Here is a 22,843-nt window from a genome sequence, read left to right as displayed (position 1 = left end):
TCAAGAGATAACCCGCCCTCTGGCGGCCGGGGAAGGCTCGGCGCGGGTCGCGCGGAGCAGTCCCGGCAGTACGGTGGCCGCGACGATGGTGTTCACGCCGACGATCGCCAGGCCGATGGTGGCCAGCCGGTCCGGTTCGACCACGACCAGGACCAGCGCGAGGACCCCGGCGAACCGGACGCCCTGCAGCAGCGCGATCAGCCGCGTGCGGTTCTCGACCCGCAGCACCCCGACGTACAGCTCGATCAGCGCCTTCGGCAGCACCGCCAGCGCCAGCACCTGGAGCAGCGGCGCGCCCCGGTCGGCGTACTCGTGGCCGAAGAACCGCAGCGCGAACGGCGCCGCGACCACGACCACCAGCACGGCGGGCGTCATCAGCGTCAGCGTGCGCCGCAGCGCCGCCCGGGTCGACTCGGCCAGCCCCGCCCGGTCGAACGAGCCCTCGACGGTCAGCGACATCGACAGGGTGAGCGCCAGCAGGTCGAGCATCATGCCGAGCGCCCACGCCATCTGGAAGTAGGCGTTGGTGGCGGAGCTGATGTGCGCGGCGACGACGACCGGGATGAGGCTGATGGAGGCGTACTGGAACGCGCCGCCGATGTACGCGCCGCCGACGTACCGGGCGATGTCGCGGTGGGTGGGCCGGTCGCCGCGGCCGGCGTTGAGCCTGCTGTGCCGGGGGATCAGCCGCCCGAACAGGAACGCGCTGACCGGCACCAGCATGACCACCGCCGGGACGAACCACGACAGCGTGACCCCGTCGCCCGGGTACGCGCCCGCCAGCACCACCAGCAGGACGAGCTTCGTCCCGCCGAACAGCACGTTCACCACCGGGACCCAGCCGGCGTGCCGCAGCCCGGTGAACACGCCCTCCTGCTGGTTCCACAGGTTCCATGCCACGGCCATGACCAGGAACCACAGCGCGGCCTTCCAGTTGCCGAGGTGCTGGAACGACTCGCCCCAGCGGTCCAGCGTGAGCAGGAAGCCGAGCGCGAGCACGGCCGCGGCGGCGGCGCCGGTGGCGTAGCAGGCCAGCACCAGCGACCGGGTGTGCCGGGCGGTCTGCGGCACGAACCGGATCAGCAGGAAGTTGAGCATGGTCACGCTGCCGACGAACATGATCGCCTGGATGACGGCCCAGTCGCGGCCCATGTCGTCAGGCGCGTACAGCTTGGCGCCCAGCGCCCAGTACGCCAGCCCGAGCAGCCCGGTCAGCCCGCCGTTGGCCACCAGCGCGTACGCGTTGCGGAACAGCGGGTTGGACAGCTCGCGGCGCAGCAGGCCGGGCTCGTCCGGCCGGATGACCATGAGCTGGGGGTCGGTGACGGCGGGGTCGGCGAGCGGCCGTTCCCGGATCGGGCGGCCGGCGACGCGGCGGTCAGTCACGGGGCCTCACCCGTCCCAGCGCGTAGCGGCCGCGCCGCACGGCGGCGTAGCCCTTGGTGAGGGCGCGGTCCCTGGCGTAGGCGCGGGTGACGCCGCGCCCTTCGACGACCCGGGCGAACGTGCCCGGCGAGGTCGCCGCGCGGACGGTCAGCCGCGGGACCGCGTACGCGTCGCCGCCCGCGGCGGGCAGGCGGTTGGCCACCGCGCAGGCGCCCGCGTAGCCCGCCGCGCGGACCGCGCGCCGCACCCGCGCGCTGGAGTAGCCGTACGGGTACGCCATCGTCGTGACGGCGGTCCCGAGCCGGTCCTCCAGCAGGCCGCGGCTGCGCGCCAGCTCCTCGCGGAGCGGGCCGTCGCGGAGCTGGTCGAGCTGCGGGTGGCCGTGGCTGTGCGCGCCGATCTCGACGCCCGCGGCGGCGGCCTCGGCGACCTGCCCCCAGGACATCATCGCGTCGAGCGGCCGGCCCGCCGCGGCGTCGCCCGCGTCGGCCAGCCAGCCGGTGGTCACGAACACGGTGGCCGTGAAGCCGTGCGCGGCCAGGACGGGCAGCGCGCGCTCGTGGAAGTCGGCGTACCCGTCGTCGAACGTGATCACGATCGGCCGCGGGACGGCGGGCCCGCCCGCCAGCGCCGAGAACGGCACGGGCGTGAACCCGCCGTCCGCCAGCAGCGCCATCTGCTCGGCGAACGCGCCGGGGCTCACCGCGAGCGCGGCGGTCTCGGGCGGCGGACGCTCGCGCACCGAGTGGTACATCAGCACGGGGATCATCGGCGGGACTCCTCTGCCGCACGCGCGCCGACCGCGTAACCCCAGGCCGTCCAGGCCAGGCCGACCGAGATCGCGCCCGCGCGGCCCAGGCCGGCCGGGTCGCCCCGGAACGCGTCGCCGACGCCGCGCAGCGCGCCGCGCGGCAGGGTCCGCAGCGCGTGCGCGCGCTCGCTGGCCAGGCCGTCCTGGCTGCCGACGCTCCGGGTGACCAGCGCCTTCGACAGCCCCTCGGCGTAGCAGCGCTCGCGGAAGTACGCGAAGCGGGCGCGCTCGCGCGGGACGCGGTGCCAGATCACGGCCCGGTCGTCGTACACCAGCTCCGACTCCGGGCTGCGCTGCCGCAGCCGGATGCAGAACTCGGTCTCCTCGCACCCCAGCGGACGCTTGTGGAAGCTCCGCCCGATGCGGCTGTCGAAGCCGCCCGCGACCGGGAACATCTCCCGGCGGAACGAGGCGTTCCCGCCCATCAGGTTGCGGACGGGGCCGGGCCGCAGGCCGCGGTACGTGCAGCCGACCGTCCAGTCGAACTCCTCGGGGAACCAGCGCGGCCGCCGCCCCGTGGACGCGGGCACCGGCTCCTTGACCATGTCGGCGGACGCGGTGGACCCGGGCCACATCGGCAGCGTCAGGCCCCCGACGCCCGCGACGGCCGGGTCGGCGTAGTGGGCGGCGAAGGCGGCGAGCCAGCCCGGGGCGGCGGCCGCGTCGTCGTCCAGGAAGGCGACCATGTCGCCGCGCGCGACCGCGACGCCGGTGTTCTTGCCGCCGGACAGGCCGCGCTCCTCGCGGTTCTCGACCACGACGGCGTCCGGCAGCGACACCTTGAGCCGGTCGTGCAGCTCCCGGTTGTGGTCGACGACCAGCACGATCTCCTCGGGCGGGTGCTCCTGCGCGCGCACGGACGCGACGGCGGCGTGCACGTCGTCCCAGCGCCGGTCGGTGTACGCGCAGATGACGACGGAGAAGCGGGGGATTCCGGTCATCGGGTCCGTCCCCTCATCCGGGCGTACGTCTTCAGGACGCGGTCGGCGTGCCGGTAGAGCCGCGGATCGTCCAGCACGGCGCCGCGCGCCCTGTTGAGCGGCGTGGCCCGCACCCAGTGCAGGCCGGCGCCGGCGGTCGGGCGGGCGACCCGCCCCTCCGCGATGACGATCTCGCGGCCCTTGAAGCCCTCCTTGAACTCCTTGCCGCCGCGGCCCATCGCGATCTCGGTGATCCCGGCGGCCGCGCAGCCCGCGGCCAGCCGCAGGTGCCCGATCATGCCGGGGGAGTACCTGGCGAACCGGGTGTCGTACGCCGGGAACCAGCCGGCCATGACGGTGCCGTCGCGCAGCCCGAAGTGCGCCGAGACCGGCTCGTCCCCGGCCCGCAGCACGCTCAGCACCCCGAAGCCCGTCTCGTGGAAGTGCCGGACGAGGTCGACGATCCAGGGCCGCGCGAACCGGTCGGTACGGCCGGTGCGCGTGTACTGGCCGGACTTCCAGGCCATCAGCCGGGTCAGGTCGGCCGGGTCGGACGAGGCGAACTCGTACCGCACCTCGCCGACGTCGCGCCCCAGCTTGCGCTCCTTGTAGCGGATCGTCCTGTGCGTCTTCGGCGCGGCCCGGCGCATCTCCTCCTCGAACGCGGCGAAGCCCGCGCCCAGGTCCATCACCGGCTCCACGCGGCGCACCCTGTGGTACGGCGCGAACGGCAGCTGCCGGGCGATCAGGTGGTCGAAGTCCCAGACGCCGAGGCCGCAGGCCCGCAGCAGGGCGCGGGCGTCCAGCCGCAGGTCGGCCGGGGCGACGATGCCCTGCAGGTCGGTCAGGCCGAACCCGACCGGGTGGCCGATCCCCAGGGGGCCGCGCTCGTGGGGGAAGAACGCGGCCACCTCGCCGCCGTCCTCGGCGACGGCGACCCGGACGGTGTCGCGGAACCTGCCGACGCCGAGGGTGAACTCCGGCGACAGGAACGGGTTGCCGAGGTCGGGTTCGGTCCGCTGCAGCTCCCGCCAGCGCGCGATCTCGGCGGCGCCGAGGTCGCCCGGGCGGACGATCGTGATCTTCACCGCGGAACTCCTGTGGCTCAGGTCCGGTGTGGCTCAGGTCCGGTGCGGGTCCGGCCGGGCCCGGTCACTCGGTGCCGGTCCGGCTGAACCCGGCCGGGTGCGGCTCCAGCGGCAGCGGCTCGGCGGGCGCGGGGCCGCCGGCGGGCTCCAGCGCGCCGCGGAAGCGCAGCCGCACCATCGTCTTCAGCACCCGCCAGCCGTCCCGCCAGGTGTTGAGGTTGGACTCGCCGTGCCGGCGCTCGGTCTCGTGGCTGGCGACCTCGGCGACCCGCAGCCCGGCGCGGACCGCGTTGACGCACATCTCGGTCTCGATCTCGAAGCCGGTGGACTCCAGCCGCAGCCGCTCGACGGCGTCCCGGCGCATGGCGACGTACCCGTAGCACAGGTCCGACCAGTTCTGCCGGTAGAGGCGGTTGGCGAGGGCGGTGAGCGCGGAGTTGCCGAGCCGGCGCAGGCCGGTCAGGTCGTCGGAGCCGCCGCCGCACCCGTACCGGGTGCCCTTGACGAAGTCGAAGCCGCGGGACAGCAGCGCGAGGAACGCGTCGAACTCGGCGGGGTCCATGCTGCCGTCGGCGTCCAGCATGACGATCATCTCGCCGGTCGCCGCGGCCATCCCGGTCCGCATCGCCGTGCCCTTCCCGGTGGGCGGCTCGACGATGATCTTGGCGTCGGGACGGATCGACAGCACGAGCTCGACGGTGCCGTCGGTGGACTCGCCGTCGACGATGACGACCTCGTCCACGGCCGTCAGCCGCGGCATGAGCCAGCGGAGGTTGTCGGCCTCGTTCAGCGTCGGGATGACCGCGGTGACGGTCGGCCAGCGCCGGGTGGGCCGGGTCAGGTCGCGCAGGTGGGCGGGGCGCGGCGGGCGGGGGGCCGCCGCCCTCGAAATGCCGTCGACCCGCAGGAACGCGTCAGGAGTTTGCATGGGAATCCCCGTAAGTGGTGTGGCTTCTTGTCCCGTTAGATGTCGGGTCCGCCCATCATGTTTGGAGAATGTCCCGAGGCACTCCCGTATGTTGCGCAGAGTGGCCTACGTACCTGGTACCGCTCCTATGGGTAAGAGCACCGTGACGCCCTGTGTGACCGGGGATACGGCTAATTTGAGCGTTGAACCGATTATTGATCAATGGCCGTATCCGGACAGCGCGCGGCCGCACGGATAAGACGATCAATAAATGCGATGCCGACCGGTACGAATTTCACTCGGCGAGGCGCGCGAGGGACCGCAGCGGCACCGGCAGCCACGAGGGGCGGTTCCGCGCCTCGTACCGGATCTCGTACACGGCCTTGTCGAGTTCCAGCGCCCGGATGAGGACGGCGTTGGCGGCCGGGTCGGCGCCGCCCGCCTCCGCGTACCCGCGGCAGAAGGCGTCCCGGTTGCGGTCGGCCCACGCGCGCGCCCGCAGCTCCAGCCCCATCTCCGCCTCCGGCGACAGCGTCGTGTCGCCGGCCGGCAGGAACCGGGCCGCGTACTCGAACGAGCGCAGCATCCCCGCCACGTCGCGCAGCGGGTGCGCCAGCGCGCGCCGCTCCTGCGGCGTGCGGGCCGGCTCGCCCTCGAAGTCCAGCAGCACCCAGCCGGTGTCGCTGCGCATCACCTGGCCGAGGTGGAAGTCGCCGTGCACCCGCTGCAGCGGCAGCTCGGTCGCGTGCTCGGCGAGCGCGTCGAACGCCGCGGCGATCGCCTCGGCGTGCTCGGCCAGCTCCGGGACCGTACGGCTGACCTCGGCCAGCTGCCGGTGCATCCCGTGCGCCATCGCGCGGACCTCCGCGGCGGGCGCGACCGTGACGCCGAACGCCACCGCCAGGTCGCGGTGCACGGCCGCGGTCGCGGCGCCGAGCCGCTCTGCCTCGGCCGCGAAGTCGCCGCCGGCGGCGCCCGCGTCCAGCACCGGATGCCCGTCCGGGCCCGGCTCGACCCCGACCACACCGGGCGCCGCGCCCGCGGCGGCGTGAGCATCCGCCGCCGCGCCCGCCGCGCCGCCCGTGCCCGCGGTACTCCCCGGGCCCGCCATGCCGGCGGCGCCCGGACGGCCGGTCGTGTCGAGGTAGTCGCCCGATCCCGGGCCACCGCCGGGATAGCGCCCGTACCCGTCCGGACCCGGATGGGCCAGCCAGTCGCGGACGCTCGTGATCGCCAGCTGCCAGCCGTCGGTGGCGGTGCGCAGGTAGTCCGACAGCAGCGCCAGCGTGATCGGCTCCCCGCCGTCCCCGGTGTCCATCTCGATCCAGCCCCGCACCGCCGCGATGCTCTCGCAGCCGATCGCGGTCAGCGCCAGGTTGATCTCCAGATCGGGGTTGACCCCCGGGCACAGCCGGCGGAACAGCTTGCAGATGTAGGCGTCCCCGAAGATCAGCGAGGTGTTGCTCTGCTCCGCCGAGCCGGGCAGGCCGGTCAGGCCCGGCTCGATCTCGGCGCCCGGGGCCCGGTGGAACCGCAGCGGGCCCGCCTCGGTGCCGTTCGCGATGCCCTCCAGCAGCACCCGGGTCAGCCCCGGATCGTGCGCGGCGTCGTACAGGTGCGCGCCGTCCGGCGTCTCACCGATCTCGCTGTGCCGCAGCCGGGCGGGCAACTCGCCGCGCCGCTCGCCCACGAGCAGCTGGTAGCGGTCCCAGTCGTCGCCCTGCCGGACGTCCACGACCAGGTGGCGCAGGCTCGCCCCGCCCGCGGCCGGGTCGCCGCCCGCCAGCGGGGTGTCGGCGCCGATCGACACCGCGCCGATCGCCCGGTCCTTGCCGGCGAACCAGCGCTGCCGTGGCAGCCAGTCGGCGAGCGGTGCGGTCAAGGCGCGGTCCAGCGGCCGCATGGCGTCATCACCTCATCAGCTCGTCCCCGGCGGATTCGGGGGGCGGCGGGAGCAGGAACCAGTAGAAGCCGTGGCCCGGCAGCGTCAGCAGGTACGGCAGCTCGCCGATCGGCGGGAAGCGCACCCCGCCCATGCACTCGATCGGCGCCGACCCCTGGAAGCGACGCAGGTCCAGCTCGACGGGCTGCGGGAACCGGGACAGGTTGTTGACGCACAGCACGGTGTCCATGCCGCCCCAGTGGTTGGCCTCCCCGTCGCCCATCTCCCGCACGAACGCCAGCACGCTCGGGTTCGACGCCGTCAGCTCGACGTACTCGCCGACCCCGAACACCGGATGGCGCTGCCGGATCTCGATCATCTTGCGCGTCCAGTGCAGCAGCGAGCCGGGGTTGTTCCGCTGCGCCTCGACGTTGACGGCCTGGTAGCCGTAGATCGGGTCCATGATGACCGGCAGGTACAGCCGGGCCGGGTCGCACTGCGAGAACCCCGCGTTCCGGTCCGGCGTCCACTGCATCGGCGTGCGGACCGCGTCCCGGTCGCCCAGCCAGATGTTGTCGCCCATGCCGATCTCGTCGCCGTAGTACATGACCGGCGAGCCCGGCAGCGACAGCAGCAGCGCGGTGAACAGCTCCAGCTGGTTGCGGTCGTTGTCGAGCAGCGGCGCGAGCCGCCGCCGGATCCCGATGTTGGCCTTCATCCGGGGATCCTTGGCGTACTCGGTGTACATGTAGTCGCGCTCTTCGTCGGTGACCATCTCGAGCGTCAGCTCGTCGTGGTTGCGCAGGAAGATGCCCCACTGGCAGTTGTCGGGGATCTTCGGCGTCTGGCTCATGATCTCCGAGATCGGGTAGCGCTGCTCGCGCCGCACCGCCATGAAGATCCGCGGCATCACCGGGAAGTGGAACGCCATGTGGCACTCGTCGCCGCCCACGCCCGGGTCGCCGAAGTACTCCACCACGTCGGCCGGCCACTGGTTGGCCTCGGCCAGCAGCACCCGGTCCGGGTAGAGCCGGTCGACCTCCGCCCGCACCCGCTTGAGGTAGGCGTGCGTCTCCGGCAGGTTCTCGCAGTTGGTGCCCTCGCGCTCGTACAGGTACGGCACCGCGTCCAGCCGGAACCCGTCGATGCCGAGGTCCAGCCAGAAGCGCAGCACCTCCAGCATCGCGTCCTGCACGGCCGGGTTGTCGTAGTTGAGGTCGGGCTGGTGGGAGAAGAAGCGGTGCCAGTAGTACTGGCCGCGCACCGGGTCGTACGTCCAGTTGGACGTCTCGGTGTCGACGAAGATGATCCGCGCGTCGGCGTACGCGTCGTCGGCGTCCGACCACACGTAGAAGTCGCCGAACGGCCCCTCCGGATCGCTGCGGGACGACTGAAACCACGGATGCTGGTCGCTGGTGTGGTTCATGACCAGGTCGGCGATCACCCGGATGCCGCGGGCGTGCGCCTCCTCGATCAGCTCCACGAAGTCCCCGAGCTCCCCGAAGTCCGGCAGGATCTTGGTGAAGTCGGCGATGTCGTACCCGCCGTCCTTCAGCGGCGACTGGTAGATCGGCAGCAGCCACAGGCAGTCGATGCCCAGCCACTGCAGATGGTCCAGCTGCTGGATCAGCCCCCGCAGGTCGCCGTACCCGTCGCCGTTGGAGTCGGCGAACCCGCGCACCGACACCTCGTAGAAGACCGCCGTCTTGAACCAGTGCGGGTCGCGCGGCGTGTCCGGGTCGAAGGCGTCCGGTACGGGCTCGTACGTCGTCTCGACGGCCTCGGGCGGAACCTCGGTGATCTGCTCGGTGCCCGGCCCCTCCGCGGGCGTCGGCACGGGCACGGCGCCCGGCCCCGGCGGAGGCGGGTGGTTCGCGTCGCTCAACTTTCGTCTCTCCGCAGCGTGAGGATGTGGGCCGGCTGGACGTGGGGGTCGAGTCGGACGTAGTTGGAGCGCCCCCAGCGGAAGCTGTCACCGGAGAGCTCGTCGACGACGTCGAACCCCGCGTCCTCGGGCAGGCCCAGGGCGGGCAGGTCGAGATGGACGGTCGCCTCGCGCGGCTCGAAGGGGTTGAGGTTGACGACGGCGAGCACCACGTCGTCGAACCCGCTCAGCGGAGCGGGCTCCTCCAGCCCTCCGGCCGTGTACACGGCCTCGCCCGCGTCGCGCCCCAGGCCATGCGTCTTCGAGAAGGCGATCAGTTCCGGCTGGTCGGGATGATGGAACCGCAGGCCGCGCAGCGTGCGCAGCGCGGGACGCGCCCGCCGCAGCCCGTTGAGTCGGGAGATGAGCGGGGCGATGCTGCGGCCCTCGCGCTCGGCCTTCTCCCAGTCGCGCGGCCGGTACTGGTACTTCTCCGAATCTCGGTACTCCTCACTGCCGGGGCGGACGGGAACGTTCTCGATCAGCTCGTACCCGGAGTAGACCCCCCAGGTCGGCGACAGCAGCGCGGCCAGCACGGCCCGGATCTCGAACGCGGCGCGGCCGCCGTGGACGAGGTACTCGTTGAGGATGTCGGGCGTGTTGACGAAGACGTTGGGCCGCATGTACGCCGCCGCGTGCCCGGCCAGCTCCCCGAAGTACTCCTCCAGCTCCTCGCGGGAGTTCTTCCAGGTGAAGTACGTGTACGACTGGTGGAAGCCGATCTTGGCGAGGGTGTGCATCATCGGCGGCCGGGTGAACGCCTCCGCCAGGAAGATCACGTCCGGGTCGGTCTCGGCGATCTCGGCCAGCAGCCGCTCCCAGAACGGGACGGGCTTGGTGTGCGGGTTGTCCACCCGGAAGATCCGGACGCCGTGGTCCATCCAGTGCCGCACCACCCGCAGCACCTCGGCGTAGATCCCCTCGGGGTCGTTGTCGAAGTTGAGGGGGTAGATGTCCTGGTACTTCTTCGGCGGGTTCTCCGCGTACGCGATCGACCCGTCGGCGCGGGTGGTGAACCACTCGGGGTGCTCGGTCACCCACGGGTGGTCGGGCGAGCACTGGAGCGCCAGGTCGAGCGCGACCTCCATGCCGAGGTCGCCGGCGTACGCCACGAACGCGTCGAAGTCGTCGAGCGTGCCCAGGTCGGGGTGGACCGCGTCGTGGCCGCCCTCGGGGCCGCCGATCGCCCACGGCGACCCGGGATCGTACGGGCCCGCCTCCAGGGTGTTGTTGGGGCCCTTGCGGAACGTCCGGCCGATCGGGTGGATCGGCGGCAGGTAGACGACGTCGAACCCCATCTCCGCGACGGCGGGCAGCCGCTTCATCGCGGTGCGGAGCGTCCCGGACTGCGGGCCGCGGCGGCCCATCGGGTCGTACGAGGCGCCCTCCGAGCGCGGGAAGAACTCGTACCAGGAGCCGACCAGCGCCCGCTCGCGGTGCACCACCAGCGGGAACCACTCGGTCGTGGTGACCATCTCGCGCAGCGGGTGGCGGTGCTCCAGATCGAGCACGTCGGGGTGGCGCGCGGCCTCCATCCGCTCGGCGGCCGGGACGGTGGTGTCGCGCAGCGTCTCCGCGAGCCGGAGCATCGTCTGCCGGTGCACGGCGGGCTGCTTGGCGGCCGACCGCTCGAACAGCGCGGCGCCCTCGGCCATCATCAGCTCCACGTCCTGGCCGCGCGGGACCTTGATCTCGGCGTCGTGCCGCCAGTGCGCGACGGGGTCGCCCCACGCCTCGACGCGGTAGTGCCACAGCCCGGTCTCGGTGGGGGTCGCGGTCGTCGCCATCCGGTCCACGCCGGGCGGCTCGATCTCCCGCATCCGCAGCGGCGGGCGCTTGCGGCCGTCCGGGCCGCGCAGCACCACCTCGGCGCCGAGCATCTCGTGGCCCTCGCGGAACACGGTCGCGCTCACCTGGAAGGTCTCGCCGACCACCGCCTTCGCGGGCCAGGCACCGCAGCCCACCAGCGGCTCGACGTCCACGATGGGGATGCGGCCCAGTCGCGGCTTCCCTCGGCGTGCGGACGTCCCGGCCCTGACCTGCATGCGCCATCCCCTACCCGGTCGTGAATTCCAAAACGTCATGCCCGGGAATCGACGGCTACCGTCCTGTAGCTTGCGATAACTTTGCGCTACTGATCCAGTGCTTAACGAAGACCCCGGATTCCGGCCGTCGTCACGTACCCGCATTGGTGTTCGGAATGCCCCGAAGATCTTCCGGGCCCGGCGCGCTGGCCGCGACCGGCCGGCACGCCCCGGCCCGCGGCGATGACCGCGCCCGGCGGCCTTGCCCCGGCGGGGTTGCTCCGTTTGCGCGTTCTTGACGAAGATCGGTCTCCGGGGTGACGGTCTCGTCGCGGGGCTCGCGTTCACCGGCGGGACGGGGCTAGCGTGACGGTACGTGAAGGCCATTCGACGATTCACCGTCCGCACCGTCCTTCCGGAACCGCTGCGCGGACTCGAGGAGCTGATCCTCAATCTGCGCTGGTCCTGGCACCACGAGACGCTGGACCTGTTCCGGTCGGTGGACCCGGCGCTGTGGGAGTTCGTCGGGCACGACCCGGTCCGGCTGCTCGGCGAGGTCTCGGCCGACCGGCTCGACCGGCTGTCCACCGACCGCCGCTTCCTGCGCCGCCTCCAGGACTCCACCGAGGAGCTGCGCGAGTACCTGACGGCACCGCGCTGGTACCAGGAGCTCGGCGACGAGGCGCCGCGGTCCATCGCCTACTTCTCGCCCGAGTACGGGATCACCGCCGCGCTGCCGCAGTACTCCGGCGGCCTCGGCATCCTGGCCGGCGACCACCTCAAGACCGCCAGCGACCTCGGCGTACCGATCATCGCGGTCGGGCTGCTCTACCGGCACGGCTACTTCTCGCAGTCGCTGTCGCCCGACGGCTGGCAGCTGGAGCACTACCCGGCGCTCGACCCGAACGGGCTCCCGCTCGCCCTGCTGCGCGAGGACGACGGCACGCCCGTCCGCGTCACGATCGGCCTGCCGCAGGGCCGCGACCTGCACGCGCAGGTGTGGCTGGCGCGCATCGGCCGCGTCCCGCAGCTGCTCCTGGACTCCGACGTCGAGGACAACGACCAGGCCGCCCGCGACATCACCGACCGGCTGTACGGCGGCGGCGGCGACCACCGGCTGCTCCAGGAGATGCTGCTCGGCATCGGCGGCGTGCGGGCCATCCGCGCGTACTGCCGCATCACCGGCCACCCGGCGCCCGAGGTGTTCCACACCAACGAGGGCCACGCCGGCTTCCTCGGCCTGGAGCGCATCCGCGAGCTGGTCTCCGGCGCCGGCCTCGGCTTCGACGAGGCCCTGGAGAGCGCCCGCGCCGGGACGGTGTTCACCACCCACACGCCCGTTCCCGCCGGCATCGACCGGTTCCCGCGGGAGCTGATCCAGCGCTACTTCGGCGGCGTGAACGAGGAGCCCGGCGTCCCCGCCGAGCGGATCCTGGAACTGGGCGCCGAGACCTACCCCGACGGCGACCGCACCGTGTTCAACATGGCCGTCATGGGCATGCGGCTCGCCCAGCGCGTGAACGGCGTCAGCGAGCTGCACGGCGAGGTCAGCCGGGAGATGTTCGGCGGCCTCTGGGGCGGCTTCGACACCGCCGAGGTCCCCATCGGATCCATCACCAACGGCGTGCACGCCGGCACCTGGGTGGCCCGCGAGGTCCTCGACCTGGCCGCCCGCGAGGTGCCGTCGGTCATCGAGGGCCGCGGCTGGGACGGCGTCCGCCGCGTGCCGGAGCAGGAGATCTGGCGGGTGCGGCGGCTGCTGCGCGAGCGGCTCGTCCACGACGCCCGCCGCCGGCTGCGCGACTCCTGGCACCAGCGCGGCGCCAGCGACGCCGAGATCTCCTGGATCGCCGACGCGCTCGACCCGGACGTGCTGACGATCGGGTTCGCCCGCCGCGTCCCGTCGTACAAGCGGCTCACGCTGATGATGCGCGACCCCGAGCGGCTGCGCGCGCTGCTGCTCGACCCGGAGCGCCCCGTCCAGATCGTCATCGCGGGCAAGTCGCACCCGGCCGACGAGGGCGGCAAGCGGCTGATCCAGGAGATCGTCCGGTTCGCCGACGCCGAGGACGTCCGGCACCGGATCGTGTTCCTGCCCGACTACGACATGGACCTCGGCCGCTCCCTCGTCCAGGGCTGCGACGTGTGGATGAACAACCCGCTGCGGCCGCTGGAGGCGTGCGGCACGTCCGGGATGAAGGCGGCGCTGAACGGCGGCCTCAACCTGTCCATCCGGGACGGCTGGTGGGACGAGTGGTACGACGGCCAGAACGGCTGGGCGATCCCGTCCGCCGACGGCCTGGCCGCCCCCGACCGCCGCGACACGCTGGAGGCCGCCGCGCTGTACGAGCTGATCGAGGACCATGTCGCGGTCACGTTCTACGACCGCGACACCGCCGGGCTGCCGCGCCGCTGGCTGGAGATGGTCAAGCACACGATCGCGACGCTCGGGCCGAAGGTGCTGGCCACCCGGATGCTGCGCGACTACGTGGAGGGCTACTACGTGCCCGCCGCCGCGGCGGCCCGCGCGATGGCCGCCGACGGCTACTCGGGCGCCCGCACCCTGTCGGCCTGGAAGCAGCGGGTCCGCAAGGCGTGGCCGGGCGTCGCGGTCGAGCACGTGGAGTCCACCGGCGCGGACAGCCCGCACGTCGGCACCCGCCTGGCGGTCCGGGTGATGGCCGACCTCGGCGGGCTCGATCCGGCCGACGTGGCCGTGGAGGCCGTGTACGGCCGGGTCGACGAGACCGACGCGCTGATCGACCCGTCGTACCGCGAGCTGGGCGAGGGCGAGCCGGCCGGCGGCGGCCGGATGCGCTACCTCGGCGAGGTGCCGCTGACCCGCAGCGGCTCGTTCGGCTACAGCGTCCGCGTCGTCCCGCGCCATCCGCTGCTGGCGGGGCGGGCCGAGATGGGCCTGATCGCCCTCCCGCCCGCCCCGCACGGCATGACCAACGGCGACCTGCGGTAGCCGCCGCGGGTCACGCGTCCTCGTCCTCGTCGTCGTCCGGCGGGTCCGTCTGCCGCCAGGCGACGACGAGGGTGGGCAGCATCGCGACCGTGGCCAGCAGCGCCAGCCCCGCCAGCACCACCGCGGCGCTCGGCACCTCCTCGATCACGTCGTCCGAGCCCAGCGCGAACGTCCCCATGTAGACCGCGAACACCAGCAGGAGGGTCAGCCGGTGCGCGGCGGCGTGCGCCCACAGCCGGTCCTCGCGCTGCCGCTCGTCCAGCAGGTGCTGGGGCAGCCCGACGGTGCCGCGGGTGCCGACCGTCAGCGCCCGCCAGAGCACGACGCCGGCCACGATGACGACCGCGAGGATCGCGAAGCACGTGTACATCGCCGCGTCACTGGGCGCCAGCCGCCACGACACCGCCGCGTTCGCCCACAGCAGCACCAGCAGGGCCGCCGCGAGCACCACCGCGCGGCGCCGCCCGGCGCGCCCGGTGTACCAGCCCCCGGACCGCCGCTGCGTCAGTTCGAGCAGCTGCGCCTCGCGCTTGTTGCGCGGCTCCATCCGTTCCACTCCTTCGATCAGTTCGTGCTGCCGAGCCGCGGGAACGGCTCCAGCGAGAAGACCACCTCGACGGGCACCTCGAAGTAGGCGGCGATGCGCAGCGCCAGGTGCAGGCTGGGGCTGTACTCGCCCCGTTCGAGGTAGCCGATGGTCTGGTAGTGCACCCCCAGCGCGGAGGCCAGGTCGCGGCGCGATACGCCGCGCTCGGCCCTCAGCACCGCGATGCGGTTGTGGACGTTCTCCTTGTCGGCGGACACCGCGTCAGTCTCCCGTGCCCGTCGCCTAGAACGCGCCCTGGGCGGCGCGGCGCTCCTGGCGCTCGGCCAGCCGGCTGCCGGACTCGCGGGCCGTCATCCGCCGCAGCAGCCAGGGCGCGAGCAGCAGCCCCGCCACCGCCCAGGCGCCCAGCACGGCGGCGGTCTCGCCGAGCCGCCAGCTCTGCCCGATCTCGGCGGCCAGCATCGAGTCCGGCAGCAGTGCCGAGCGCAGCCCGAGCCCCGTCCAGTACAGCGGGAACGCCTGCGCGACCCACCGCACCGGCTCCGCCATGATCGTCATTGGCAGCATCACGCCCGAGATGAGCATCAGCCCGGTGGTCGGCAGCGACATGATGCTCGCCGCGTTCCGCGGGCCGGGCAGCAGCGCGCCGAGCGCGGCCCCCAGCGGGACGACCGCCAGCGTGCCCAGCGCCAGCACCCAGGCCAGCGTGAACCAGTCGCCGGCCGTCGACGGCAGCGTCAGGTCGGTGAACGCGATCCCGGCCGCGAAGATGAGCACCACGTACATCACGATCTGCGCGAGCACCGACACCGCCCGGCCCACCAGGTACGCCGGGATGCCGCCCGGCACGGCGCGCAGCCGCAGCAGCGCCCCCTCCTCGCGGTCGGCGGTGATCGTCATCGGCAGCCCCAGCAGCGCCACCGAGAAGATCGAGAAGGCGACGAACCCCGCCGCCATCAGCACCGCCTTGGACGCCTGCGTCCCCTCGACCGGCTCGCCGCCCTGCCACAGGGCCAGCGCCAGGAAGACCCCCACCGTCCCCAGCAGGCTCCCGAACAGCTCCCGCCGGTTCCGCAGATACTGCCCGTGCTCGGCGATCCCCCGCCGAACCCCGATGGCGAAAACCCTCATGCCGCACTCCTGATCTCGGTTCCGGTCTCGGTCCCGTTCCCGGCGTGGCCGGCGGCCGCGGCGGCGACCAGGCCCAGGTAGCTCTCCTCCAGGGACGGGCGGCGGATCTCCAGGCCGGGCACCGGCCCGCCGAAGCGCCGGTGCAGCTCCCACGCCAGCCCGGACGGGTCGGGCGTGACCGCGTCGCGCTCGGCGCCCTCCTCGATCCAGCGCACCCTGGAGCCGGCGCGGACCCGGTCCGCCAGCTCGGCGGGCGTGCCCTGGACGGCCACCCGGCCGGCGACCAGGATCGCGATGCGGTCCGCGAGCCGCTCGGCCTCGGCCAGGTCGTGCGTCGTCAGCATGATCGTCATGCCCTCGTCCCGGGCCAGCCGCTCCACCAGGTCGTGGAACTCGCGGCGGGCCTCCGGGTCGAAGCCGGTGGTGGGCTCGTCCAGGAACAGCAGCTCGGGGCGGCCGGCGATGCCGAGCGCCACGTCCAGCCGGCGGCGCTGGCCGCCCGACAGGGCGCCGACCGCCCGGCCCGCCTGCGCGGTGAGGCCCAGCAGCGCCAGCAGCTCGTCCGGGTCGCGCGGGTCCGGGTAGAACGAGGCCAGGTGGGCGACGAGCTGCCGGACCCGCCAGCGCGGGTGGTCCTGCCAGTTCTGCAGGACGATGCCCAGCCGCGCCCGCCACGCGTCGGTCCCCTTGCCGGGGTCGGTGCCGAGCACCGCGGCCGCGCCCGCCGAACGGCGCCGGAAGCCCTCCAGGATCTCGATCGTCGTCGTCTTGCCCGCGCCGTTCGGGCCGAGCAGCGCGAACACCTCGCCGGAGCGGACCTCCAGGTCCACGCCGCGCAGCACCTCGACGGACCCGTACCGCATCCGCAGGTCGCTGGTCCGGATGGCCGGCTCGCCCATGCTTCCCACCTCTCTCGTACGTCTGCGTCAGACGATAGCAGGAGTACTACATCCCATCGCAAGTCCACGATGTTGCGTAGCAGATAAGCGATAGGTGATCGGCTGGCAGGATGGGCGGGTGCGAGCACCGACCTGGATTCCGCGCGGCCGGGCCGCCGACGCGCTGCTGGCCCTCGCCGCCTTCGTGATCGTCGTCGCGGGAACGCTGCTCAACTCGGCGAGCGACATCGAGCGCGGCCTGGCCCCCGCGGCGGGCTGGGCGCTGATCGCGGTCGCGTGCGGCGCGCTCTACTGGCGGCGGACCCGGCCCGTCCTCGTGCTCGTCATCGCGATGGTCGTGAACGCCGTCTACTACCCGGTGTCCGAGCCGGACGGCCCGATCATGCTGGTGTTCGTCGTCGCCGTCTACAGCGCCGCCGCCGAAGGGCGGGTGCTCGCGGCGGGCATCGTGGCCGCCGTCGCGCTGGCCGTGACGCTGTTCGGCGAGGTCGGCAGCGAGGTCAACCACCTGGAGGACGCCGCGCTGTGGATGATGGGCGGCTGGTTCGTCGCGGTCGTCGCCGTCGGCGGCGTCGTCCACAACCGGCGCGCCTACCTGCGCGAGGCCGACCGGCGCGCGCTGGCCGCCGAGCACGGCCGCGAGGAGGAGGCCCGGCGCCGCGCCACCGAGGAGCGGCTGCGGATCGCCCGCGAGGTGCACGACGTCCTCGGCCACAACATCTCACTGATCAACGTCCAGGCCACCGCGGCCCTGCACGGCGGCGACCCCGCCCGGAACGAGGCGGCGCTGGAGGCCATCAAGCAGGCCAGCAAGGAGACCCTCCGCGAGCTGCGCACCACCCTCGGCATGCTGCGCCAGGTGGACGAGGCCGCCCCCACCGCGCCCGCGCCCGGCGTCGCCCGGCTGGACGAGCTGGCCGAACGCACCGCCGCGGCCGGCCCCGCCGTGCGGATCGACACCGCGGGCGCGCCCCGCGACCTGCCCGCCGAGACCGACCTGGCCGTCTACCGGATCGTCCAGGAGGCCCTCACCAACGTCACCCGGCACTCCGCCGCGGCCGCGGCGACCGTCCGCGTCCGGCGCGACGGCGACGCCGTCCGGGTCGAGATCGACGACGACGGGCCGGCCGCGCAGGCCGCCGAGCCGGCCGGGTCGGGCAGCGGGCTGGCCGGCATGCGGCACCGCGCCGAGAGCCTCGGCGGGACGTTCGACGCCGGCCCCCGCGCGGACGGCGGCTACCGCGTCACCGCCACCCTGCCCGTGCCGCCGCCCTAGGAGCCCGCCAGCGCCTCGTACGCCGGTTCCAGCACGTCGACCAGGTCCCGGCGGCGCACCTTCACCGCCGGGGGAGTCGCGACCCGCAGGATGAAGCCCGCCGGCACGGGCGGCGCGGGCGGCCGCTCCCGCAGCCCCGCCAGGCCCGACGCCGGCGCCCAGAAACCCTCCGCCGGCAGCGGCTCGCCCTCCTCCTCCGCGGGCGGCTCCGGCTCCCCGCCCGGCCGCCGCCGCAGCGCCGTGAGCAGCTGCTCCTTCGTCCGGCCGTTCCAAGCGAGGATCAGGAACGGGTCCTCGTCGAACGCCTCGGCCAGCAGGTACAGAACGGCCGCCGCGTGCTTGCACACCTCGCCCCAGTCGGGGCAGCTGCACATGATGTGGAGATCGTCCGCCGAACCCGGGAACAGCGCGAAACCCAGCTCGGCGAACACCCACTCGATCTCCGGCGGCATCTCCCCGGCCAGCAGCCGCGCCCGGAACACCGCCCGCGACGCCAGCTCCTCCTCGGCCCGCCGCCAGCCCGCCTCCGAGATCGCCTCGATCCCGAGGGCCACCTCGTACGGCTCCTCGGCCGACCCCTGCACGCGGGCGGTCACCTCGTACCGCCCGACCCTGAGATCGAGGACCTGGCCCTTGCGCGCGTACGACCGGCCGCGCCCGAGCCGCCCCGCGTCGGCGAACGACTCCACCACGTCGACGAACCGGCGCGACCACCACTCCGCCCCGATCGACCCGCGCCGCGTCCGCGCCCTGATCCCGTCCGCCTCGACGGGATCGCGCCGCTCGATCCCCGCCATCAGTCGCTCACCGCCTCGGGCGACAGCCTGAGGACCTCGCGCAGGTCGGCGACCGACAGCTCGGTGAGCCAGTCCTCGCCGGTGCCGACGATCGACTCGGCCAGCGCCTTCTTGCGCTCGATCATCTCGTCCACGCGCTCCTCCATCGTCCCGACGCAGATGAACTTGCGGACCTGCACGTTCCTCGTCTGGCCGATCCGGAACGCGCGGTCGGTGGCCTGGTCCTCGACGGCCGGGTTCCACCAGCGGTCGACGTGCACGACATGGTTGGCGGCCGTCAGCGTCAGCCCCGTCCCGGCGGCCTTGAGGGACAGCAGGAAGATGGACGGCTCGGCGTCCTCCTGGAACCCGCGCACCAGCTCGTCCCGCTGGTCCTTGGACGTGCCGCCGTGCAGCCACAGGACGGGCCGCTCCAGCCGCGCGGCGAGATAGGGCTGGAGCATCGAGCCGAACTCGGCGTACTGCGTGAACACCAGCGCCTTCTCGCCCTGCTCCAGGACCTCGGCGCAGATCTCCTCCAGCCGTTCGAGCTTGCCGGACCGGCCGGGCAGCCGCGAGCCGTCCTTGAGCAGGTGCGCGGGATGGTTGCAGACCTGCTTCAGCTTGGCCATGGTCGCCAGCACCAGCCCGCGGCGCTGCTTCTCGTCGCTCTCGGAGATCTGCGCGAGCATGTCGTCCAGCGTCGCCTGGTAGAGCGACGCCTGCTCGGGCGTGAGGTTGCAGTAGACCTTGATCTCCTGCTTCTCCGGCAGATCCGAGATGATCGACCTGTCGGTCTTGAGGCGGCGCAGGATGAACGGCTGCGTCGCCCGCCGCAGCGCCAGCGCCGCCCGCTCGTCGCCGTCCTTCTCGATCGGCACCGCGAACCGCTCCCGGAACGCCGCCCGCGGCCCCAGCAGCCCCGGGTTCGCGAACTCCATGATCGACCACAGCTCGGTGAGATGGTTCTCGACGGGCGTGCCGGTCAGCGCGATCCGCGTCCGCGCCGGGATGCTCCGCACCGCGCGGGCCTGCCGCGTCCCGCTGTTCTTGAGGGCCTGCGCCTCGTCGCAGACCACCCGGCCCCACTCGATCCGCGCCAGCATCTCCGCGTCCCGCGCCGCCGTCCCGTACGTGGTGATCACCAGGTCGCTGCGCCCGACCGCCTCCACCAGCTCCTCGCCCCGACGCCGCCCCGTCCCGTGATGCACGTACACCCGCAGCTTCGGCGTGAACTTCGCCGCCTCCCGCTGCCAGTTGCCCACCAGCGACATCGGCACGATCGCCAGCGTGGGATCGGGCGTGCGGCCGTCCCGCCGCTCGTGCGCGAAAAGGGACAAGATCGAAACAGTCTTCCCCAAGCCCATGTCGTCCGCGAGCAGGGCGCCCAGGCCCAGCCCGTCCATGAAGGCGAGCCAGGCGAGGCCGCGCTCCTGGTACGGGCGCAGCGTGGCCTCGACGCCGCCAGGCGTCGCCATGGGGGTGAGGCGGCGGTCGGACTCGCCGCTCAGGAGGTCGCCGAACGTGCCGTCGGCGTCGACCCCGACGAGGGGAAGGGCGTCGTCGCCCGCGTGGACGACGGCGCGCATCGCCTCGGCGGCGGTCATCGTGCCGCGGCGCGGGTGGCGGAGGAAGTCGAGGGCGGCCTGGAGCTGCTCCTCGTCCAGCTCGACCCACTGGCCGCGCAGCCGGACGAGCGGCGCCTTCAGCCGGGCGAGCTCCTCCAGCTCGGCCTCGTCGACGGTGTCGTCGCCGATGGCCAGGTCCCAGCGGAAGTCGACCATGCCCTGGAGGTCGAAGCCGGACGAGGCGGCGGCGCCGGAGCCCTCGTCGTCCTGCGTGCGGGTCGTCAGCTTCAGGCCGAGCCTGGCCTTGCCCGCCCACTGGGGGAGCAGCACGCCGAAGCCCGCGGCGGACAGGAGCGGGGCGGCCTGGCGGAGGAAGCGGAACGCGCCGGCGGTGTCGAGGGGCAGCTCGTGCGGCGTGGCGCCGTCGAGGGCGGGCGCCATGTCGGGGAACAGGCGCAGCGCGCGGCCGAGCCCGGTGAGGAGGGTCTCCTCGGCGCCGGGGATCGAGCCCGCCTCGCCCGCCCAGACCATGGACGCGGGCACGTACAGGCTCGGGTCCTCGGTGCCCTGGAGCGCGAACTCGACGCGCCAGGTGTCCGGGTCCGGCCGGGGGGCCGCGGTGTCGAGGGCCCAGGACGCGGCGGCCTCCAGGGCGTCCTCTTCGGGGCGCGGCTCGGCGAGGCGGAAGCAGACGCGGAGGGGGCCGGCCGGGCGGCGGGCGGCGCCGGCCCAGGCGTCGAGCTCGGCGATGAGGTCGCCGGCGTCGTCGCGGGCCTCGCGGGCGACCTCGGGCGCGGGCCCGGTGAGGGCCTCGACCCAGCGTTCGGTGAGCGGCAGCCGGTCGGGCGCCTTGCCGCGGCGGGGCGGCAGCAGGGGATGCGGGACGACGCCGCGCACGGCGGTGTCGACCAGGCCGCAGAGGGCCTCACGGAGGACGGTGCCGGCGGGGCGGCCGCCGTCGGCGGCGCGGCAGGCGGGCGGCATGGCGCGGACCAGGTCGCGGAGGCGGGCCGGGTCGTCCAGGACGGGGTGCCAGCGGGCGACGAGGTCGCCGTCCTCGCGCAGCAGGCGGGGCAGGACGCGGCCGCGCTCGGCGAGGTGGACGGCCTCGCCGGCGAGCAGGCACAGGTAGCGCAGGTCCGTGCCGGGGATCACGTCGGCGGCGTCCTCGGCGGACTGGAGCAGCGCCATCGCGGGGAACGGCTCCAGCACCAGCGCCGGGACCCGCCACGGCCGCAGCTCCGCGGGCGCGCCGGACGGGCGCGGGCCCAGCTCCGGCGAGGGGACGGGCGTCTCGCCGGCGGTCGGGAGGGTGAGGACGAGGTCGACGCGGGCGGCGGTGGCGAGCATCGGCTCGTAGGTGGTGCCGGTGAAGTCGCGCGTCGCGAACGGGTGGGCGTCCGCCTCGAAGGCGTGCGGGCCGGTGCGCTCGGCCCACAGGCAGAGGGCGCCGCCGTGCCAGGTGGCGTGCGCGACGAGCATGACGGGAAACCCCTGGTCGGACGGGTGGGAGGGCCGGTTGAGAAGGTACCAGCGGGGTGTGACAGTACGGGCGTTAGGCTCTGCTGCGGACGGAGCGATCTGCGGGAGGCGTTGTGGAGTTCGTACGGGTCGAGGTCGAGGACGGCGTCGCGACGATCAGGCTGGACCGGCCGAAGATGAACGCCCTCAACGCGCGGATGCAGACGGAGCTGATCGAGGCGTCCCGCGAGGTCACCCAGGACGACACCGTCAGCGCGGTGATCATCTACGGCGGGGAGAAGGTGTTCGCGGCCGGCGCCGACATCAAGGAGATGGCCGGGATGTCGTACGCGGAGATGGCCGGCGGCCACTCCCGGCTGCTCCAGGACTTCGCGAAGGCGCTGGCGGCCATCCCCAAGCCGGTGATCGCGGCGGTGACCGGGTACGCGCTGGGCGGCGGCCTGGAGGTGGCGCTGTGCGCGGACTTCCGGGTGGCGGGCGAGGGCGCCAAGGTCGGCCAGCCGGAGATCCAGCTCGGCATCATCCCGGGCGCGGGCGGCACCCAGCGGCTGGCGCGGCTGATCGGCCCGGCCCGGGCCAAGGACCTGATCTTCTCGGGGCGGCACGTGCCGGCGGCCGAGGCGCTGGAGATCGGCCTGGTGGACAAGGTCGTCCCGGACGACCGGGTCTACGCGGCGGCGAGGGAGTGGGCGGCGACGTTCGTCGGCGGCCCGGCGATCGCGCTGCGCGCGGCCAAGCAGGCGATCGACGCCGGCTGGGAGGTCGACCTGGGCACCGGGCTGGAGATCGAGCGGACGCAGTTCGCGGCGCTGTTCGCGACGGACGACCAGAAGGAGGGCATGCGGTCGTTCGTCGAGGAGGGCCCCGGCAAGGCGACGTTCACCGGCCGCTGACGAGCGCGCGCTCCTGGGCGCCGACGACCTCGTCGGCGTACAGCTCGGCCCACCGGCCGAGCGCGAGGATGGGTTCGAGCAGGCCGCGGCCTGGCGCGGTCAGCTCGTACTCGACGCGCGGCGGCGCCTCGGCGTACCGGCGCCGCGCGACCAGGCCGTTGCGTTCGAGCCGGCGCAGCGTCTCGGTGAGCACCTTGTGGCTGATGCCGCCGATCATCTCGCGCAGCTCGCCGGGCCGGAGCGGGCCCTCCCGCAGCGCGTAGAGGACCACGCTGTTCCAGGTGCCGCTGAGCAGGTCGAAGCCGAGCCGCGCCTGGCAGTCGGCGATGTACCCGCGTTCCATGCTGATGGTCATCTC

The 22,843-nt window shown here is 73.6% G+C and carries 18 protein-coding genes; 3 read left to right on the top strand and 15 right to left on the bottom strand.

Annotated features, from left to right (window positions below; translation table 11 throughout):
* From ACA361_RS23015 to ACA361_RS22980, 8 genes are all read right to left on the bottom strand, one after another.
* On the bottom strand, positions 1–1,386 hold the full coding sequence (locus ACA361_RS23015) for a hypothetical protein (protein WP_375014834.1): 1,386 nt from the start codon (positions 1,384–1,386) through the stop codon (positions 1–3).
* The gene (locus ACA361_RS23010; protein WP_375014832.1) at positions 1,379–2,155 is read right to left on the bottom strand and encodes a polysaccharide deacetylase family protein; all 777 of its coding nucleotides are present in this window, start codon (positions 2,153–2,155) and stop codon (positions 1,379–1,381) included. The genes ACA361_RS23015 and ACA361_RS23010 overlap by 8 nt, the downstream gene beginning before the upstream one ends.
* The gene (locus tag ACA361_RS23005; RefSeq protein WP_375014830.1) at positions 2,152–3,138 is read right to left on the bottom strand and encodes a glycosyltransferase family 2 protein; all 987 of its coding nucleotides are present in this window, start codon (positions 3,136–3,138) and stop codon (positions 2,152–2,154) included. Before ACA361_RS23005 ends, ACA361_RS23010 begins: the two co-directional genes overlap by 4 nt.
* A complete protein-coding gene (locus ACA361_RS23000; protein ID WP_375014828.1) occupies positions 3,135–4,205 on the bottom strand; it encodes a GNAT family N-acetyltransferase in 1,071 nt (356 codons plus the stop codon). The genes ACA361_RS23005 and ACA361_RS23000 overlap by 4 nt, the downstream gene beginning before the upstream one ends.
* Before the next feature lie 64 nt (positions 4,206–4,269).
* Entirely contained in the window at positions 4,270–5,133 is an 864-nt protein-coding gene (locus ACA361_RS22995) for a glycosyltransferase family 2 protein (protein ID WP_375014826.1), read from the bottom strand.
* A 274-nt stretch (positions 5,134–5,407) separates the two neighbouring features.
* Complete coding sequence (locus ACA361_RS22990; RefSeq protein ID WP_375014824.1) at positions 5,408–7,015, bottom strand: phosphotransferase; 1,608 nt, start codon at positions 7,013–7,015, stop codon at positions 5,408–5,410.
* A gap of 7 nt (positions 7,016–7,022) precedes the next feature.
* Positions 7,023–8,795, bottom strand: coding sequence for a maltose alpha-D-glucosyltransferase (gene treS, locus ACA361_RS22985; RefSeq protein ID WP_375014898.1), 1,773 nt, complete (start codon positions 8,793–8,795; stop codon positions 7,023–7,025).
* Positions 8,796–8,875: 80 nt separating this feature from the next.
* Positions 8,876–10,963, bottom strand: coding sequence for an alpha-1,4-glucan--maltose-1-phosphate maltosyltransferase (locus tag ACA361_RS22980; protein ID WP_375014822.1), 2,088 nt, complete (start codon positions 10,961–10,963; stop codon positions 8,876–8,878).
* Positions 10,964–11,318: 355 nt separating this feature from the next.
* On the opposite strand from ACA361_RS22980, the gene glgP reads away from it, so the two are divergent.
* Positions 11,319–13,913, top strand: a complete 2,595-nt coding sequence (gene glgP / locus ACA361_RS22975; protein ID WP_375014820.1) for an alpha-glucan family phosphorylase — start codon at positions 11,319–11,321, stop codon at positions 13,911–13,913.
* Positions 13,914–13,923: 10 nt separating this feature from the next.
* On the opposite strand, the gene ACA361_RS22970 is transcribed toward glgP, so the two are convergent.
* The 4 genes from ACA361_RS22970 to ACA361_RS22955 are packed head-to-tail and all read right to left on the bottom strand — an operon-like array spanning position 13,924 to position 16,490.
* The gene (locus tag ACA361_RS22970) at positions 13,924–14,460 is read right to left on the bottom strand and encodes a hypothetical protein (RefSeq protein ID WP_375014819.1); all 537 of its coding nucleotides are present in this window, start codon (positions 14,458–14,460) and stop codon (positions 13,924–13,926) included.
* A 17-nt stretch (positions 14,461–14,477) separates the two neighbouring features.
* Positions 14,478–14,717, bottom strand: coding sequence for a helix-turn-helix transcriptional regulator (locus tag ACA361_RS22965; protein WP_375014817.1), 240 nt, complete (start codon positions 14,715–14,717; stop codon positions 14,478–14,480).
* A 25-nt stretch (positions 14,718–14,742) separates the two neighbouring features.
* A complete protein-coding gene (locus ACA361_RS22960; protein WP_375014815.1) occupies positions 14,743–15,591 on the bottom strand; it encodes an ABC transporter permease in 849 nt (282 codons plus the stop codon).
* The gene (locus tag ACA361_RS22955; protein WP_375014813.1) at positions 15,588–16,490 is read right to left on the bottom strand and encodes an ABC transporter ATP-binding protein; all 903 of its coding nucleotides are present in this window, start codon (positions 16,488–16,490) and stop codon (positions 15,588–15,590) included. The genes ACA361_RS22960 and ACA361_RS22955 overlap by 4 nt, the downstream gene beginning before the upstream one ends.
* 118 nt (positions 16,491–16,608) lie before the next feature.
* On the opposite strand from ACA361_RS22955, the gene ACA361_RS22950 reads away from it, so the two are divergent.
* Positions 16,609–17,766: a sensor histidine kinase gene (locus ACA361_RS22950; protein WP_375014811.1), complete on the top strand. Its 1,158-nt coding sequence runs from the start codon at positions 16,609–16,611 to the stop codon at positions 17,764–17,766.
* Here ACA361_RS22950 and ACA361_RS22945 read toward each other — a convergent pair.
* Positions 17,763–18,563 (bottom strand): SWIM zinc finger family protein, encoded by an 801-nt coding sequence (locus ACA361_RS22945; RefSeq protein WP_375014809.1) that lies wholly within the window; start codon positions 18,561–18,563, stop codon positions 17,763–17,765. The two genes, ACA361_RS22950 and ACA361_RS22945, sit on opposite strands and share 4 nt — an antisense overlap.
* Entirely contained in the window at positions 18,563–21,592 is a 3,030-nt protein-coding gene (locus ACA361_RS22940; RefSeq protein ID WP_375014808.1) for a DEAD/DEAH box helicase, read from the bottom strand. The genes ACA361_RS22945 and ACA361_RS22940 overlap by 1 nt, the downstream gene beginning before the upstream one ends.
* A 113-nt stretch (positions 21,593–21,705) precedes the next feature.
* On the opposite strand from ACA361_RS22940, the gene ACA361_RS22935 reads away from it, so the two are divergent.
* On the top strand, positions 21,706–22,485 hold the full coding sequence (locus tag ACA361_RS22935; protein WP_375014806.1) for an enoyl-CoA hydratase/isomerase family protein: 780 nt from the start codon (positions 21,706–21,708) through the stop codon (positions 22,483–22,485).
* Here the strand turns inward: ACA361_RS22935 and ACA361_RS22930 are convergent.
* A complete protein-coding gene (locus ACA361_RS22930) occupies positions 22,472–22,840 on the bottom strand; it encodes a winged helix-turn-helix transcriptional regulator (RefSeq protein ID WP_375014804.1) in 369 nt (122 codons plus the stop codon). The genes ACA361_RS22935 and ACA361_RS22930 overlap by 14 nt on opposite strands.
* Positions 22,841–22,843: the final 3 nt, after the last annotated feature.

The organism is Actinomadura sp. 21ATH, assembly GCF_041951345.1.
In the GTDB taxonomy this organism is placed as follows: domain Bacteria; phylum Actinomycetota; class Actinomycetes; order Streptosporangiales; family Streptosporangiaceae; genus Spirillospora.
This window is presented reverse-complemented; position numbering and strand designations above follow the sequence as displayed.

Bases quoted from the DNA above. Each gene is read 5' to 3' on its own strand.
- ACA361_RS23010 (WP_375014832.1), bottom strand. From the start codon at position 2,155: ATGATCCCCGTGCTGATGTACCACTCGGTGCGCGAGCGTCCGCCGCCC.
- ACA361_RS23005 (WP_375014830.1), bottom strand. From the start codon at position 3,138: ATGACCGGAATCCCCCGCTTCTCCGTCGTCATCTGCGCGTACACCGAC.
- ACA361_RS22995 (WP_375014826.1), bottom strand. From the start codon at position 5,133: ATGCAAACTCCTGACGCGTTCCTGCGGGTCGACGGCATTTCGAGGGCG.
- ACA361_RS22990 (WP_375014824.1), bottom strand. From the start codon at position 7,015: ATGCGGCCGCTGGACCGCGCCTTGACCGCACCGCTCGCCGACTGGCTG.
- ACA361_RS22980 (WP_375014822.1), bottom strand. From the start codon at position 10,963: ATGCAGGTCAGGGCCGGGACGTCCGCACGCCGAGGGAAGCCGCGACTG.
- ACA361_RS22970 (WP_375014819.1), bottom strand. From the start codon at position 14,460: ATGGAGCCGCGCAACAAGCGCGAGGCGCAGCTGCTCGAACTGACGCAG.
- ACA361_RS22960 (WP_375014815.1), bottom strand. From the start codon at position 15,591: ATGAGGGTTTTCGCCATCGGGGTTCGGCGGGGGATCGCCGAGCACGGG.
- ACA361_RS22955 (WP_375014813.1), bottom strand. From the start codon at position 16,490: ATGGGCGAGCCGGCCATCCGGACCAGCGACCTGCGGATGCGGTACGGG.
- ACA361_RS22945 (WP_375014809.1), bottom strand. From the start codon at position 18,563: ATGGCGGGGATCGAGCGGCGCGATCCCGTCGAGGCGGACGGGATCAGG.
- ACA361_RS22940 (WP_375014808.1), bottom strand. From the start codon at position 21,592: ATGCTCGTCGCGCACGCCACCTGGCACGGCGGCGCCCTCTGCCTGTGG.
- ACA361_RS22930 (WP_375014804.1), bottom strand. From the start codon at position 22,840: ATGACCATCAGCATGGAACGCGGGTACATCGCCGACTGCCAGGCGCGG.